This is a genomic window from Acidovorax sp. GW821-FHT10E03 (assembly GCF_059415205.1).
The window spans coordinates 326,942-339,869 of the sequence record NZ_JBWKMU010000005.1; the positions used below are offsets into that span (position 1 = coordinate 326,942).

Annotated in this window: 13 protein-coding genes; 9 read left to right on the forward strand and 4 right to left on the reverse strand. The window is 66.7% G+C overall.

Translation table 11 applies throughout. The features are described from left to right. Positions 1-40: 40 nt before the first annotated feature. From ychF to AC07OD_RS11290, 3 genes are all read left to right on the forward strand, one after another. Complete coding sequence (gene ychF / locus AC07OD_RS11280) at positions 41-1,135, forward strand: redox-regulated ATPase YchF (protein ID WP_218296038.1); 1,095 nt, start codon at positions 41-43, stop codon at positions 1,133-1,135. 130 nt (positions 1,136-1,265) lie between these two features. Then, the gene (gene rarD / locus AC07OD_RS11285) at positions 1,266-2,144 is read left to right on the forward strand and encodes an EamA family transporter RarD (RefSeq protein WP_494596671.1); all 879 of its coding nucleotides are present in this window, start codon (positions 1,266-1,268) and stop codon (positions 2,142-2,144) included. Between the two features lie 228 nt (positions 2,145-2,372). Next, positions 2,373-3,608: a GGDEF domain-containing protein gene (locus AC07OD_RS11290; RefSeq protein WP_494596673.1), complete on the forward strand. Its 1,236-nt coding sequence runs from the start codon at positions 2,373-2,375 to the stop codon at positions 3,606-3,608. A gap of 97 nt (positions 3,609-3,705) precedes the next feature. Here the strand turns inward: AC07OD_RS11290 and AC07OD_RS11295 are convergent, their stop codons facing one another. Next, positions 3,706-4,188 carry a YqaA family protein gene (locus tag AC07OD_RS11295; RefSeq protein ID WP_494596674.1) on the reverse strand — a complete coding sequence of 161 codons (483 nt, stop codon included), beginning with the start codon at positions 4,186-4,188 and terminating at the stop codon, positions 3,706-3,708. 150 nt (positions 4,189-4,338) lie between these two features. Between AC07OD_RS11295 and AC07OD_RS11300 the strand changes: the two genes are divergently transcribed. The 4 genes from AC07OD_RS11300 (at position 4,339) to purH (ending at position 8,057) form a co-directional block, all read left to right on the forward strand. Beyond that, the gene (locus AC07OD_RS11300) at positions 4,339-4,920 is read left to right on the forward strand and encodes a D-Ala-D-Ala dipeptidase (protein ID WP_494596676.1); all 582 of its coding nucleotides are present in this window, start codon (positions 4,339-4,341) and stop codon (positions 4,918-4,920) included. Between the two features lie 151 nt (positions 4,921-5,071). Beyond that, complete coding sequence (dusB, locus tag AC07OD_RS11305; RefSeq protein WP_218296034.1) at positions 5,072-6,118, forward strand: tRNA dihydrouridine synthase DusB; 1,047 nt, start codon at positions 5,072-5,074, stop codon at positions 6,116-6,118. After that, on the forward strand, positions 6,115-6,348 hold the full coding sequence (locus tag AC07OD_RS11310; RefSeq protein ID WP_218296033.1) for a Fis family transcriptional regulator: 234 nt from the start codon (positions 6,115-6,117) through the stop codon (positions 6,346-6,348). The genes dusB and AC07OD_RS11310 overlap by 4 nt, the downstream gene beginning before the upstream one ends. A gap of 95 nt (positions 6,349-6,443) precedes the next feature. After that, the gene (purH, locus tag AC07OD_RS11315; RefSeq protein WP_494596679.1) at positions 6,444-8,057 is read left to right on the forward strand and encodes a bifunctional phosphoribosylaminoimidazolecarboxamide formyltransferase/IMP cyclohydrolase; all 1,614 of its coding nucleotides are present in this window, start codon (positions 6,444-6,446) and stop codon (positions 8,055-8,057) included. 83 nt (positions 8,058-8,140) lie between these two features. Here the strand turns inward: purH and pobA are convergent, their stop codons facing one another. Continuing rightward, on the reverse strand, positions 8,141-9,325 hold the full coding sequence (gene pobA, locus AC07OD_RS11320) for a 4-hydroxybenzoate 3-monooxygenase (RefSeq protein WP_494596681.1): 1,185 nt from the start codon (positions 9,323-9,325) through the stop codon (positions 8,141-8,143). Positions 9,326-9,535: 210 nt separating this feature from the next. Between pobA and AC07OD_RS11325 the strand changes: the two genes are divergently transcribed. Continuing rightward, positions 9,536-10,315 (forward strand): IclR family transcriptional regulator domain-containing protein, encoded by a 780-nt coding sequence (locus tag AC07OD_RS11325; protein ID WP_494596683.1) that lies wholly within the window; start codon positions 9,536-9,538, stop codon positions 10,313-10,315. 81 nt (positions 10,316-10,396) lie between these two features. Here the strand turns inward: AC07OD_RS11325 and hemL are convergent, their stop codons facing one another. Beyond that, complete coding sequence (hemL, locus tag AC07OD_RS11330) at positions 10,397-11,707, reverse strand: glutamate-1-semialdehyde 2,1-aminomutase (RefSeq protein ID WP_218296029.1); 1,311 nt, start codon at positions 11,705-11,707, stop codon at positions 10,397-10,399. Beyond that, positions 11,691-12,650: a bifunctional hydroxymethylpyrimidine kinase/phosphomethylpyrimidine kinase gene (thiD, locus tag AC07OD_RS11335; RefSeq protein ID WP_218296028.1), complete on the reverse strand. Its 960-nt coding sequence runs from the start codon at positions 12,648-12,650 to the stop codon at positions 11,691-11,693. The genes hemL and thiD overlap by 17 nt, the downstream gene beginning before the upstream one ends. A 94-nt stretch (positions 12,651-12,744) precedes the next feature. Between thiD and AC07OD_RS11340 the strand changes: the two genes are divergently transcribed. After that, on the forward strand, positions 12,745-12,918 hold the full coding sequence (locus AC07OD_RS11340; protein ID WP_082836248.1) for a rubredoxin: 174 nt from the start codon (positions 12,745-12,747) through the stop codon (positions 12,916-12,918). The last annotated feature ends 10 nt before the right edge of the window (positions 12,919-12,928 follow it).

The following is a 12,928-nucleotide window of genomic DNA, read 5'->3' on the forward strand; positions in this document are numbered from 1 at the left end:
AAAATCGGCGGTTTGTCTCCGAATTCCAGAAAGCCCTGCCATGAGCCTCCAATGCGGCATCGTGGGCCTGCCCAACGTCGGCAAGTCCACCCTTTTCAACGCGCTGACCAAGGCCGGCATCGCCGCCGAAAACTATCCCTTCTGCACCATTGAGCCCAATGTGGGCGTGGTGGAGGTGCCGGACCCCCGCCTGCAGCAGCTGGCCAGCATCATCTCGCCCGAGCGCATCGTGCCTGCGATCGTCGAGTTCGTGGACATCGCCGGCCTGGTGGCGGGCGCCAGCCAGGGCGAAGGCCTGGGCAACCAGTTCCTGGCCCACATCCGCGAGACGGACGCCATCGTCAACGTGGTGCGCTGCTTCGAGGATGACAACGTGATCCACGTGGCCGGCCGCGTGGACCCGATCTCCGACATCGAAGTCATCCAGACCGAGCTGTGCCTGGCCGACATGGGCACCGTCGAGAAGGCGCTCAACCGCTACACCAAGGCCGCCAAGTCGGGCAACGACAAGGATGCCGCCAAGCTGGTGGCGCTGCTCACGCGCATCCAGGCCGCGCTCAACGAGGGCAAGCCTGCCCGCTCGGTGGAGATCACCAAGGAAGAGCAGCCCCTGCTCAAGTCCCTGTGCCTGATCACCGCCAAGCCCGCGATGTTCGTGGGCAACGTGAGCGAGGACGGCTTCGAGAACAACCCTTTCCTGGACCGGTTGAAGGAATACGCCGCCAGCCAGAACGCGCCCGTGGTGGCCATCTGCGCCAAGATGGAAGCCGAGATGGCCGAGATGAGCGACGAGGACCGCGACATGTTCCTGGCCGAGATGGGCCAGACGGAGCCCGGCCTGGCCCGGCTGATCCGCGGCGCCTTCAAGCTGCTGGGCCTGCAGACCTACTTCACCGCGGGCGTGAAGGAAGTGCGCGCCTGGACCATCCACATCGGCGACACGGCGCCGCAGGCGGCCGGCGTGATCCACGGCGACTTCGAGCGCGGGTTCATCCGTGCGCAGACCATTGCGTTTGAGGACTTCATCGCGCTCAAGGGCGAGCAGGGCGCCAAGGACGCAGGCAAGATGCGAGCCGAAGGCAAGGAGTACGTGGTCAAGGATGGCGACGTGCTGAACTTCCTGTTCAACGTCTAGGGGTTGGGGGGCTGAAAGCTCCGCCGGGCCATGGGCCCGATGGCATCGCATCCCTGCACGGCCCCTGGCATGCAGGGATTTTTTTCGACCGTTCGAAGGGGCCTTCGCGCCCCTGGCACCACCGATTTCTATGAACACTGGAATCCTCTACGCCGCGCTGGCCTATGCCGCCTGGGGCCTGTTCCCGCTGTATTTCAAGCAGGTGGCGGATGTGCCCTCGCTGGAGGTGGTGATGCACCGCACGGTGTGGTCGCTGGTGTTTGTCTTTGGCGTGCTGATGGTGCGCAGGCAATGGTCCTGGCTGGGCGCCGTGCTGCGCCAGCCCCGTGTGCTGGGCGCGTTCGCGCTGTCGGCGATGCTGCTGTCGGGCAACTGGCTCACCTATGTGTGGGCGGTGCAGAACCAGCATGTGGTGGATGCCAGCCTGGGCTATTTCATTTTGCCGCTGGTGAACGTGGCGCTGGGCTTCGTGTTCCTGAAAGAGCGGCCTCGCCCGGGCCAGTGGCTTGCGGTGGCCGTGGCTGCCGCGGGAGTGCTGTGGCTTGCGGTGCAGGCGGGCCGCCTGCCCTGGATTGCGCTGGTGCTGGCCCTGAGCTTTGGCTTCTACGGGTTGCTGCGCAAGCTTGCCGTGCTGGGCGCGCTGGAGGGGCTGGCGCTGGAAACCCTGGTGCTCGCGCCGGTGGCCGCCATCATGCTGGGCTGGTGGGCCTGGCAGGGCGAGGGCGCACTGGTCCAGGGGTCGCCAGCCGCCGTGGGATGGCTGTTGCTCGCGGGCCCCATGACGGCCGTTCCGCTGCTGCTGTTTGCCGCGGGTGCCCGCCTGATCCCGATGTCCACCTTGGGCATCCTGCAGTACATCTCCCCGAGCCTGCAGTTTGCGCTGGGCGTGTGGCTGTTCCATGAACCCTTCCAGCCTGCGCGCCTCGTGGGGTTTGTGTTGATCTGGACTGCGTTGCTGGTCTACAGCCTGGAAGGCTGGTGGACACGCCGGCAGGTTGCGGCGGCCTGAAGAGGCATCTTTTTCCGGGCGCAAACAGTGGCCGCAAGGCGGGGTGCGCGGCGCCAAACGCCGCCCGCAGGGTGCGCTGCAGCGCGCGAGCTACTGGAAAACACGGAGCGCTTCCGTGTCAGTTCTGCGTAAGATGCGCGGGCCCGTCTGCCGGGCGTCAGCGCTGGCGGACTGTGTATTTCGGTGAACCTGTCACCCGAACGAACCCGGGCCCACGCCTGCCTCCGCATGTTCTTTGGCCGCAAGAATCCGTTTTCGGCGACGGACGCCTTTCCGCTGTCCGACGCCGTCATGGAATTCGATGACTCATCGTCGGCCATGGCGCGTCCCGCGCGCAGGGCCATGGATGGCCTGGGGCCGCGAAGCGGGCGCAGCGCGGGGCAGAAATGGCGGCTGGCCGGGGGGCTGATCGGCCTGTATGTATTGGCGATGGCCGGGTTCTATGCGCTGGGCATGGTGGATGTGCAGGTGCTCGCCGTCCTGGCCGTATTGGTGGTGCTGGGATGCGGGGCCTTCTGGGGGATTTTCAGTTCGGGCCTGCACAAGAAGGTGCGGCACAGGCACCTGAAGCTGGCTATTGTGGCCACGGCATTGGCCTGCATGGTCGGGGTGTTCTATCTGGCGCCGGTCACGCAGATCCTGCTGGTCCCGTTCACCTTCGTGGCGGTGGCCTACGGGATCTTCACCGTGCCGCGGCCCGCGCTGCTGGCGCTGGCGGCCTGCATGCTGTGCCTGTACGCCGTGGTGGTGGGGCTCCATTACGTGGAGCAGAAAAATGACGCGCTGCTGCGCCTGGAAGCGCTGCACTGGCTGGCCCTGGCGCTATCGTTGCCCACCTACATCCTCCTGATGGGCAGGGTCCAGCGCCTCTACCGCAGCCTGTACCACGCCAGCCGGAAGATCAAGAACATCCAGGAAGACGCCCAGCGCGACCCCCTGGTCGGATGTTTCAACCGCCGCTACGTGCTGGCCGCGCTGGAGGAGCAAAAGCAGCTGGCGGATGAAAGCGGCATTCCCCTGTGCCTCGCCGTGGTGGATATCGACCATTTCAAGCGCATCAACGATGAACTGGGGCATCTGGGGGGTGACGAGGTGCTGCGCACGTTCGCCCGCGTGGCACAGCAGGGGGTGCGCGCAGGCGATGTGTTCGGGCGCTATGGGGGCGAGGAGTTTCTGCTCATCTTTCCCGCCACATCCCTGCTGCCTGCGCTCAATACCTGCGAGCGCATCCGCGCCCAGGTCGAGATCCATGCATGGACCGGGCTTCTCAAGGGGCGGGTGACGGTGTCGATCGGCGTGACCCAGTACGTGCTGGGAGAGTCGGTGCTGGAGTTCTTCTCGCGGGCCGATACCGCGATGTACATGGCCAAGGAAGGCGGGCGCAACCAGGTGGTGGTCGAGGAGCCGGTGGCCCGTGGCGATTCGCTGTTGTCCGACATCGGCGCACACGCACCGCTGTCGTGAGACGTGGGCATGCGGGAGAGGGGCGCCTGGGGACGGCAGTTGCACACCCTTGTCATTGCTGGCGCCAAGCGGCCTCAACGAAACACCGGGTGAGAAGTCACAGCGCCAGGTGCCCCGGCATGAAGTGCAGCAGCACGCTCGTCATCAGCAGATAGCGGAAGAACTTGCCCACGGCCATATAGGCCAGGCAGGGCCAGAACGGCAGTTTCAGCCATCCGGCCGCGGCGCACAGCGGGTCGCCCACCACGGGCAGCCAGCTCATCAGGCAGGCGCGTGCGCCAAAGCGCTGGAGCCAGTGCAGCGCGCGCACGTCGGTGGCATTGCCACGGGCCTTGTCCACGACCTTGTGAGCCCCCAGGCCCATCCACCAGCTCACCCCACCGCCCAGCGTGTTGCCGACCGTGGCGACCAGGATCGCGGGCCAGAACAGTTCGGGGTTGATCTTGATCAGCCCGAACACCGCCGGCTCCGAGCCCAGGGGTAGCAGCGTGGCCGAGATGAACGAAACGACAAAGACCGTGCTCAGGCCGAACTGCGGCAGCGCAAGCCATTCCAGCAGCTGGTGCATCCAGATTTCCATGGGAGGAAGTGTAGGGCGGCGGCGGCATCGCTTTCATGCCAGGGGGCGCTGTCCTACGCAGGGGTGCGCCATCCGCGCATGGCCGTGGGCGGCGCCTATTTGTATCGTGAAGCAACACCGTCCCTGAATGAATTTACCCCGGGAGGCTTCATGCATTGTTTCGCAATCCCTGCCATCGCCCGCCCGGCACCTGCCGCCGTGCCGGTGGGCACCCGCTGGTCGTCAGCGGCCCTGGCGCTGCTGCTGGCCGCCTGCGTGCACAGCCCGCAGGCGGCGGTGCCCCCTGTGTCTTCTTCACTGCCGCCGGCTTCGCACGCACATGCCGGCAGCGGTAGCGGCTGCAGCGAGATGCCCGGTGGGCGCGCCGCGCTGGATGGCGTGGCCCGGGAGCTGCAGGCGCAAGGCATGGCACTTGAAGCCACCTGCCCCGTCGTCGCCGGCGAATGGGTGGTGCGGGTTCGGGTGGTGGACGGCATGAAGGCCAGCAAGGTCGTGCGCGGCCCCCTGGCCGATGGTCACGATGTGGACATGGGCACGCCCGCCGGCGTGAGGCAGGGGGGCGCGGAGCTGGCCGCGCGGGGCTTCTCGCCGGATGTGCTGCACAACCGCCAGTGGCTGCGCACGCTGATGGCGCGCCATGAATTCGACAATGCCGCCGATGCCTGGTGGCGCTTTGCGCAACGTGCCCGGGTTCCTGCACCGACGGCGGAAACCGACCTCGCCGCGCGCTGACCGTGGCGGCCGTGCGTCGCCGCGCCGGAGAGCATCGGGGTGGACAGGGGCGTCATTTCAGTGGGCGGAACATTTCATTTGCTGAAATTTTGAGCAGGTACAATCCTGCCTCCTTTTTCAGCATTCGCTGCTGCACCTACCGCGCCCCTTCATGCACATCGGCCACATTCCTCTGGCGAACCGCTTGTTCGTCGCCCCGATGGCGGGCGTCACGGACCGGCCGTTTCGCCAGCTGTGCAAGGCGCTGGGCGCGGGCTACGCGGTGAGCGAGATGGTGACCTCGCGCAAGGACTTGTGGAACAGCCTCAAGACCTCGCGCCGGGCCAACCATGAAGGGGAGCCCGGGCCCATCGCCGTGCAGATCGCAGGCACCGATGCGCCGATGATGGCCGAGGCCGCGGTCTACAACGTGGAGCGCGGCGCGCAGATCATCGACATCAACATGGGTTGCCCGGCCAAGAAGGTCTGCAACAAGTGGGCGGGCTCCGCCCTGATGCAGAACGAGGCGCTGGCCGTGGAGATCGCCGAGGCCGTGGTGCAGGCGTGCGCGCCCTTCAACGTGCCCGTCACGCTGAAGATGCGCACCGGCTGGTGCCAGGAGCACAAGAACGCCGTGGCGCTGGCCCGCGCGTTCGAGGGCGTGGGCATCCAGATGCTCACCGTGCACGGCCGCACGCGCGAGCAAGGCTACAAGGGCCATGCGGAGTACGACACCATCGCGGCGGTGAAGGCGGCGGTGAGGGTGCCCGTGGTGGCCAATGGCGACATCACTTCACCCGAGAAGGCGCGCGACGTGCTGGCCGCCACCGGGGCCGACGCGATCATGATCGGCCGTGCCGCACAGGGCCGGCCGTGGATCTTCCGCGAGATCGGCCACTTCCTGGCCACGGGCGAGCACCTGGCGCCACCGCTGGTGGCCGAGGTGCGGCGCCTGTTGCTGGACCACCTGCAAGACCACTACGGCCTGTATGGCGAGCTGACCGGGGTGCGCAGTGCGCGCAAGCACATCGCGTGGTACCTGCGTGCGCTGCCGGGCGGCGAGGCCTTCAGGCAACACATCAATACGATCGAGGACTGCGCCGCGCAGTGGCAGGCCGTGGCCGACCACCTGGATGCCCTTGCGCAACAGATGGACCGGCTGCCCGCCGCCACCGGCACGGACGCAGAACCAGAAGAACAAGAGGGAATGGCTGCATGAGCAAGAAACACATAGAAGAATGCGTGCGCGAGAGCCTGCAAGGCTACTTTCGCGACCTGGGCGGAGAGACGCCCGACGGCATGTACGACATGCTGGTGCGCGTGGTCGAGAAACCGCTGCTGGAAGTGGTGATGACCCATGCCGACAACAACCAGTCCCGCGCCGCCGAATGGCTGGGCCTGAACCGCAACACGCTGCGCAAGAAGCTGGCCCTGCACAAGCTGCTCTGACCGGCGCACGATTGCTATTAAATGTATAGCTGTTGGCGCTTATCCATAAAGCGCCAGGCCCTGTTTTTATTCAAACTCTCCCCACCACCACTGCCATGAACGCACTTCTTTCCGTCTCCGACAAGACCGGCATCGTCGAATTTGCACAGGCCCTGCATGCGCTGGGCATCAAGCTGCTGTCCACCGGCGGCACCGCCAAGCTGCTGGCCGACCAGGGCCTGCCCGTGACCGAGGTGGCCGAGGTCACCCAGTTCCCCGAGATGCTGGACGGCCGCGTGAAGACGCTGCACCCCAAGGTGCACGGCGGCCTGCTGGCGCGCCGCGAGCTGCCCGAGCACATGGCCGCGCTCCAGGAGCATGGCATCGACACCATCGACCTGCTGGTGGTCAACCTGTACCCCTTCGAGTCCACCGTGGCCAAGGCGGGCTGCACGCTGGCCGACGCCATCGAGAACATCGACATCGGCGGCCCGGCCATGGTGCGCAGTGCCGCCAAGAACTGGAAGGACGTTGGCGTGCTGACCGACGCCTCGCAGTACCCGGCCGTGCTGGCCGAGCTGAAGGAAAAGGGCAAGCTTTCCGACAAGCTGCGATTCGCGCTGTCGGTGGCCGCGTTCAACCGCATCGCGCAGTACGACGGCGCCATCAGCGACTACCTCTCGTCCGTCACCTTCGAAGAGGAAAAGCTGTCCGAAACCTACGTGCCCGCGCGTGCCCAGTTCGCCGGCCAGAGCAACGGCATCTTCACCAAGGTGCAGGACCTGCGCTACGGCGAGAACGCGCACCAGCAGGCCGCGCTGTACCGCGACCTGTACCCCGCGCCCGGCTCGCTGGTCACGGCCGAGCAGGTGCAGGGCAAGGAGCTGTCGTACAACAACATCGCCGACGCCGATGCGGCGTGGGAATGCGTCAAGAGCTTCGAGGCGCCTGCCTGCGTCATCGTCAAGCACGCCAACCCCTGCGGCGTGGCCGTGGGCCTGGACGCGCTCGATGCCTACGGCAAGGCCTTCCAGACGGACCCCACCAGCGCCTTCGGCGGCATCATCGCCTTCAACCGCACGGTGGATGGCGGCGCCGCCCAGCAGATCGCCAAGCAGTTCGTCGAAGTGCTGATGGCGCCGGAGTTCACGCCCGAGGCGCTGGAGGTGTTCAAGGCCAAGGCCAATGTGCGCCTGCTCAAGATCGCCCTGCCGCCGCATGCCGGCAAGGCGCAGCAGCTCACCGACTGGCAGCGCGGCCGCAACGCCATGGACGCCAAGCGCATCGGCTCCGGCCTGCTGCTGCAGACCGCGGACAACCACGAGCTGTCGCTCATCGACCTGAAGGTGGTCACGCACAAGCAGCCCACGCTGGAAGAGATGGAAGACCTGCTGTTCGCCTGGAAGGTGGCCAAGTACGTCAAGAGCAATGCCATCGTCTTCTGCAAGGGCGGCATGACCATGGGCGTGGGCGCCGGCCAGATGAGCCGCCTGGACTCGGCCCGCATCGCCAGCATCAAGGCGGGCCACGCGGGCCTCACGCTGCAGGGCACCGTGGTGGCCAGCGACGCATTCTTCCCCTTCCGCGACGGCCTCGATGTGGTGGTCGATGCAGGTGCGACCTGCGTGATCCAGCCCGGTGGCTCCATGCGCGACAACGAAGTGATCGATGCCGCCAACGAGCGCGGCGTGGCCATGGTGTTCAGCGGGGTGCGCCACTTCCGCCACTGATTCGGGCGGCGGGGCGCCATGCAAGAAGCGGCTTCCTGGGAAGCCGCTTTTTTTTGTGAGGTACTCTCGGAACGGGGAGAGAGTCAGGTTCCGAAGTTCATCGGCAGCCCTACGTAGTTCTCGGCCAGTGAGACCGAGGCTGCGCGCGAGTGCACCAGGTATTCCAGCTCGGCTTCCTGAATCTTCTGGCCGAATTCGCCAGTCTCTGGAAAACGGTGCATCAACGAGGTGAACCACCACGAGAAGCGCTCGGCGCGCCACACGCGGCGCAGGCAGCGGTCGGAATAGGTGTCGATGCCGGCGCTCGACTTCTCGCTGTAGTAGTCGGCGAACGCATTCCACAGGTAGCCCACGTCACTCGCCGCCAGGTTCAGGCCCTTGGCACCGGTGGGCGGCACGATGTGGGCCGCGTCGCCCGCCAGGAACAGGCGGCCAAAGCGCATGGGCTCGGCCACGAAGCTGCGCAGCGGGGCGATGCTCATCTCCAGCGCCGGGCCGGTGACAAGGTTCTCGCGCGCCTCGGGGTCCAGGCGGTTGCCCAGTTCGGCCCAGAACTGCTCGATGCTCCACTGCTCCACCTTGTCGGTCGATGGCACTTGCAGGTAGTAGCGGCTGCGCGTGTTGCTGCGCATGCTGCACAGCGCAAAGCCCCGCTCGGTGTTGGCGTAGATCAGCTCGTGGGACACGGGCTTCACGTCGGCCAGCACGCCCAGCCAGCCAAAGGGGTAGACACGCTCGTAGGTGCGCAGTGCGCCCTCGGGCACGCTGGCGCGGCACACGCCGTGGTAGCCGTCGCAGCCTGCGATGAAGTCGCACAGCACCTCGTGCGTCTGGCCGTCCTTCTCGTAGGTCACGCGCGGCTGCTGGCCGTCGAAGTCGTGCACGCTCACGTTCTGCGCGTCGTACACCGTGGTCAGGCCTTCGGCGGCGCGGGCGTCCATCAGGTCGCGGGTCACTTCGGTCTGGCCGTACACCGTCACGCGGCTGCCGCCGGTCAGCGCGTGCAGGTCGATGCGGTGCCGCGCGCCCTTGAACAGCAGCTCGATGCCGTCGTGTGGCAGTCCTTCGGCATGGGCGCGGGCGCCGACACCCGCCTGGTCCAGCAGGTCCATGCTGACCTGCTCCAGCACGCCGGCGCGGATGCGGCCCAGCACGTAGTCGGGGCTGCGCTGTTCGATGATGACGGCGTCGATGCCGGACTTGTAAAGCAACTGGCCGAGCAGCAGGCCGGCGGGGCCTGCGCCGATGATGGCAACCTGGGTACGCATGGTGGACAACCTCACAAAGCAAACAAGGGCGCTGGAAAGCGCTAAAACAACAGCGCCAAGCGTAGGTTGATCCATGTCAACGCGGCGCCCGCCCGGCGCCCTGGCGCGCGGTGGGTGGACGTGATGTGCGATCATCGCGCAATCTTCCACAGCCCCGGCGCATCGGGCGCCCGCACCCCGGGCATCGACCGGCCGACCATGGACCCCCGCATGACCACCGTTCCCATCGCCAAGGCAGATTTCATCGAAGGCATGGCCAAGGGCCTGGCGGTGCTGGAGAGTTTCGACACCGAGCGCCAGCGGCTCAATGCCACGCTGGCCGCGCAGCGCACCGGCCTCACGCGCGCGGCGGCGCGCCGCCACCTGCTCACGCTGGCGCACCTGGGTTATCTGGAGACGGATGGCCGCTACTTCTGGCTGGCGCCCAAGGTGCTGCGGTTTTCGGGCAGCTACCTGGCATCGGCCCGGCTGCCGCGGGTGCTGCAGCCCACGCTCAACCGGCTGGCGGCACAGACGCAGCAGTCATTCTCGGCCGTGGTGCTGGATGGCGGCGAGGTGGTGATCGTGGCGCGCAGCGGGGTGTACGGCGCGCCTTCGCGCGTGCTGGCCTATGGCCTGCACCTGGGGGCGCGGCTGCCGGCGCACCCCACGTCCACGGGGCGCGTGCTGCTGGCCGCGTTGCCACCGGCGGCGCTGACGGCGTGGCTCAAGGCCTGCCCGCTGCACCGGCTCACGCCCCACACCATCACCCAGGTCGGCCCGCTGCGGCAGGTGATTGCCAAGGCGCGCCGCGACGACCATTGCCTGGCGGTGGAGGAGCACGAGCTGGGCGTGCACGCGCTGGCAGTGCCCCTGCGCAATCTGCAGGGCGACACGGTGGCCGCGCTCAATGTGGTGGCGTCGCCCAAGCAGGTGGACGAGCGCAGCCTGCAGCGCGACATGCTGCCACTGCTGCAGGAGGCCGCCCGCGAGCTGCGGGGGCTGCTGTGAACGAATGCCAACGTCGAGTTAGCAAGCGGGAATACCCATAAAAATGGCCGAAAGCGCTTGATGGGTAAGCGCTGGCAGCTATTATTTTGATAGTTCCTTGAAGACTTCGCGGGCGGCTGCCACGGTGGCGGCGATGTCGTCGGCGGTGTGTGCCGCGCTCACGAAGCCCGCCTCGTACAGCGCCGGCGCGATGTAGATACCGCGATCGAGCAGGCCGTGGAACAGCTGGTTGAAACGCGCGCTGTCGGTCTTGAGCACCTGGGCGTAGTTCTGGGGCAGCTCGGGCATCAGGAAGAAGCCGAACATGCCGCCTTCGCTGTCGGTGCTGAAGGGCACGCCTTCGGCCGCCGCCGCGGCAGCCAGCCCATCGACCAGCGAGCGCGTGGTGGCCGACAGGGCGTCGAAGAAACCCGGCTTCCTGATCTCGCGCAGCGTGGCCAGCCCGCAGGCCGTGGCCACCGGGTTGCCCGACAACGTGCCCGCCTGGTACACGGCCCCCAGCGGTGCCAGGTGTTCCATGATGGCGCGCGGGCCCCCAAAGGCGGCCAGCGGCATGCCGCCACCGATCACCTTGCCCAGCACCGTGATGTCGGGCTTGAAGCCCGGGATGCTCCGGGCGTACACGCTCTGGGCGCTGCCCAGGGCCACGCGAAAGCCCGTCATCACCTCGTCGAGCACCAGCAGCGCGCCGTATTCGGTGCACAGCTCGCGGCAGCGCTTCATGAACGGAACGCTGGCGCGCACCAGGTTCATGTTGCCCGCGATGGGCTCGATCATCACGCAGGCCAGTTCCTTGCCATGCAGGGCAAAGGCTTCTTCCAGCTGGGCGACGTTGTTGTATTCGAGCACCAGGGTGTGCTGCACCACCTCGGGCGGCACGCCTGCGCTGGTGGCGTTGCCGAACGTGGCCAGGCCCGAACCGGCCTTGACCAGCAGGGAGTCGGCATGGCCGTGGTAGCAGCCCTCGAACTTGATGAATTTGCTGCGGCCCGTGGCACCGCGCGCCAGTCGGATGGCGCTCATGCCCGCTTCGGTGCCCGAGCTGACCAGGCGGATCATCTCCATCGAAGGGACGAGGCTCAGGATTTCCTCGGCCAGCTCCACTTCGCGCTCGGTCGGCGCGCCAAAACTGAAGCCTTCGAGCGCTGCGCTCTGCACGGCTTCGAGCACGGCGGGGTGGCCGTGGCCCAGGATCATCGGACCCCAGGAGCCGATGTAGTCGATGAAGCGCTGGTCGTTGGCGTCCCAGAAGTAGGCGCCCTGGGCGCGCTTCACGAAACGCGGCGTGCCGCCCACGGCCTTGAAGGCCCGCACGGGCGAGTTCACGCCGCCGGGGATCAGCGCCTTGGCGCGTTCGAACAGGGGGATGTTGAGGTCAGTGCTTGGTGTCATGGGGTGGCATCACAAAGCCTTCGAGGGCCTGTGCTTCGTCAATCGGGGGTTCTTCTTCATCGCCGTCGGCCTCGTCGTCGTCGGGCTGGGCCCAGAACATGCGGTCGGGCACGATGTGCCCCATGCCGGGGCGAAAGCCGGCGTCCAGGCAGCGGTCGAGGTAGCCCAGGGCCTCGCTGGTGGCCTCGCCCAGGTCGTTGCCGCTGGCCACCAGGGCGGTGAGCGCGGCGGACAAGGTGTCGCCAGCGCCGGAGAAGGTGGCGTCGAACAACTCGAACTTGCCGCTGCCCAGCACGGTCTGGGGCGAGGCCAGCACGTTCTCGACAAATTGCTCGGGCAGCGGAATACCGGTGACCAGGGTGTAGGGCACACCCATCTCGGAGGCGGCCCGGGCGATGTCGCGCGCGGTCGGGCTGCGGTCGCTGGTCCAGTCCGGCAGCAGCCAGCGCCACAGGGTGCTGTGGTTTCCAACCAACACCGAGGTCTGCGGTAACAACAATTCCCGGAAGGCGTCCAGGTACTCGTCGATCAGCTCGTCGCGCCACCAGGACAGGTTGGGCATGTAGGCGATCACGGGCACTTCGTCGTAGTCGGTCGTGATCTCGGCGATGGTGCTGATGTTCTCCGGGCTGCCCACGAAACCGACCTTGATGGCCTGTACCGGCAGGTCCTCCAGGACGGCGCGGGCCTGCTCGGCCACGGCCTCGTCGTCAAAACTGAAGTGGTCGAAAATCTCCGCGGTATCGCGGGCGTACGCGCCGCAGACCACGGCGATCGGGTGCCCGCCCACGGAGGCGATGGTGGTGATGTCGGCCGTCAGTCCGCCGGCGCCGCTGGGGTCGCTGGCGTTGAAGACGAGCACGCACGCAGGGCTTGCGTCCTCCGAACCGTCATCTTCGAGATCTATGATTTCTGGGGGGGGAGGGGATGCTTTGGCGGTCATGGACCAGATCCTGCTTGAGGGGCGGCACCGGCGCCGTGGCCCGCGGAGATGACTAGATACAATCGTTGCATTCTATGTGAAGGCCCTTTAAGCTGTGACCGACTCTAAAACTTGGATGTGTTTGATTTGCGGTTGGATTTATGACGAAGCAGAGGGTTCACCTGAGCACGGCATTGCACCCAACACTCCATGGGATCAGGTTCCCATGAATTGGACCTGCCCTGAATGTGGCGCCCGCAAGGAAGACTTCGAGATGGTTCAGATTTGAGGCGCACCAG

Coding starts and splice junctions, on each gene's coding strand:
- AC07OD_RS11325 (WP_494596683.1), top strand. CDS start 9,536: ATGACCACCGTTCCCATCGCCAAGGCAGATTTCATCGAAGGCATGGCC.
- AC07OD_RS11310 (WP_218296033.1), top strand. CDS start 6,115: ATGAGCAAGAAACACATAGAAGAATGCGTGCGCGAGAGCCTGCAAGGC.
- hemL (WP_218296029.1), bottom strand. CDS start 11,707: ATGACACCAAGCACTGACCTCAACATCCCCCTGTTCGAACGCGCCAAG.
- pobA (WP_494596681.1), bottom strand. CDS start 9,325: ATGCGTACCCAGGTTGCCATCATCGGCGCAGGCCCCGCCGGCCTGCTG.
- ychF (WP_218296038.1), top strand. CDS start 41: ATGAGCCTCCAATGCGGCATCGTGGGCCTGCCCAACGTCGGCAAGTCC.
- AC07OD_RS11295 (WP_494596674.1), bottom strand. CDS start 4,188: ATGGAAATCTGGATGCACCAGCTGCTGGAATGGCTTGCGCTGCCGCAG.
- thiD (WP_218296028.1), bottom strand. CDS start 12,650: ATGACCGCCAAAGCATCCCCTCCCCCCCCAGAAATCATAGATCTCGAA.
- AC07OD_RS11290 (WP_494596673.1), top strand. CDS start 2,373: ATGTTCTTTGGCCGCAAGAATCCGTTTTCGGCGACGGACGCCTTTCCG.
- dusB (WP_218296034.1), top strand. CDS start 5,072: ATGCACATCGGCCACATTCCTCTGGCGAACCGCTTGTTCGTCGCCCCG.
- purH (WP_494596679.1), top strand. CDS start 6,444: ATGAACGCACTTCTTTCCGTCTCCGACAAGACCGGCATCGTCGAATTT.
- rarD (WP_494596671.1), top strand. CDS start 1,266: ATGAACACTGGAATCCTCTACGCCGCGCTGGCCTATGCCGCCTGGGGC.
- AC07OD_RS11300 (WP_494596676.1), top strand. CDS start 4,339: ATGCATTGTTTCGCAATCCCTGCCATCGCCCGCCCGGCACCTGCCGCC.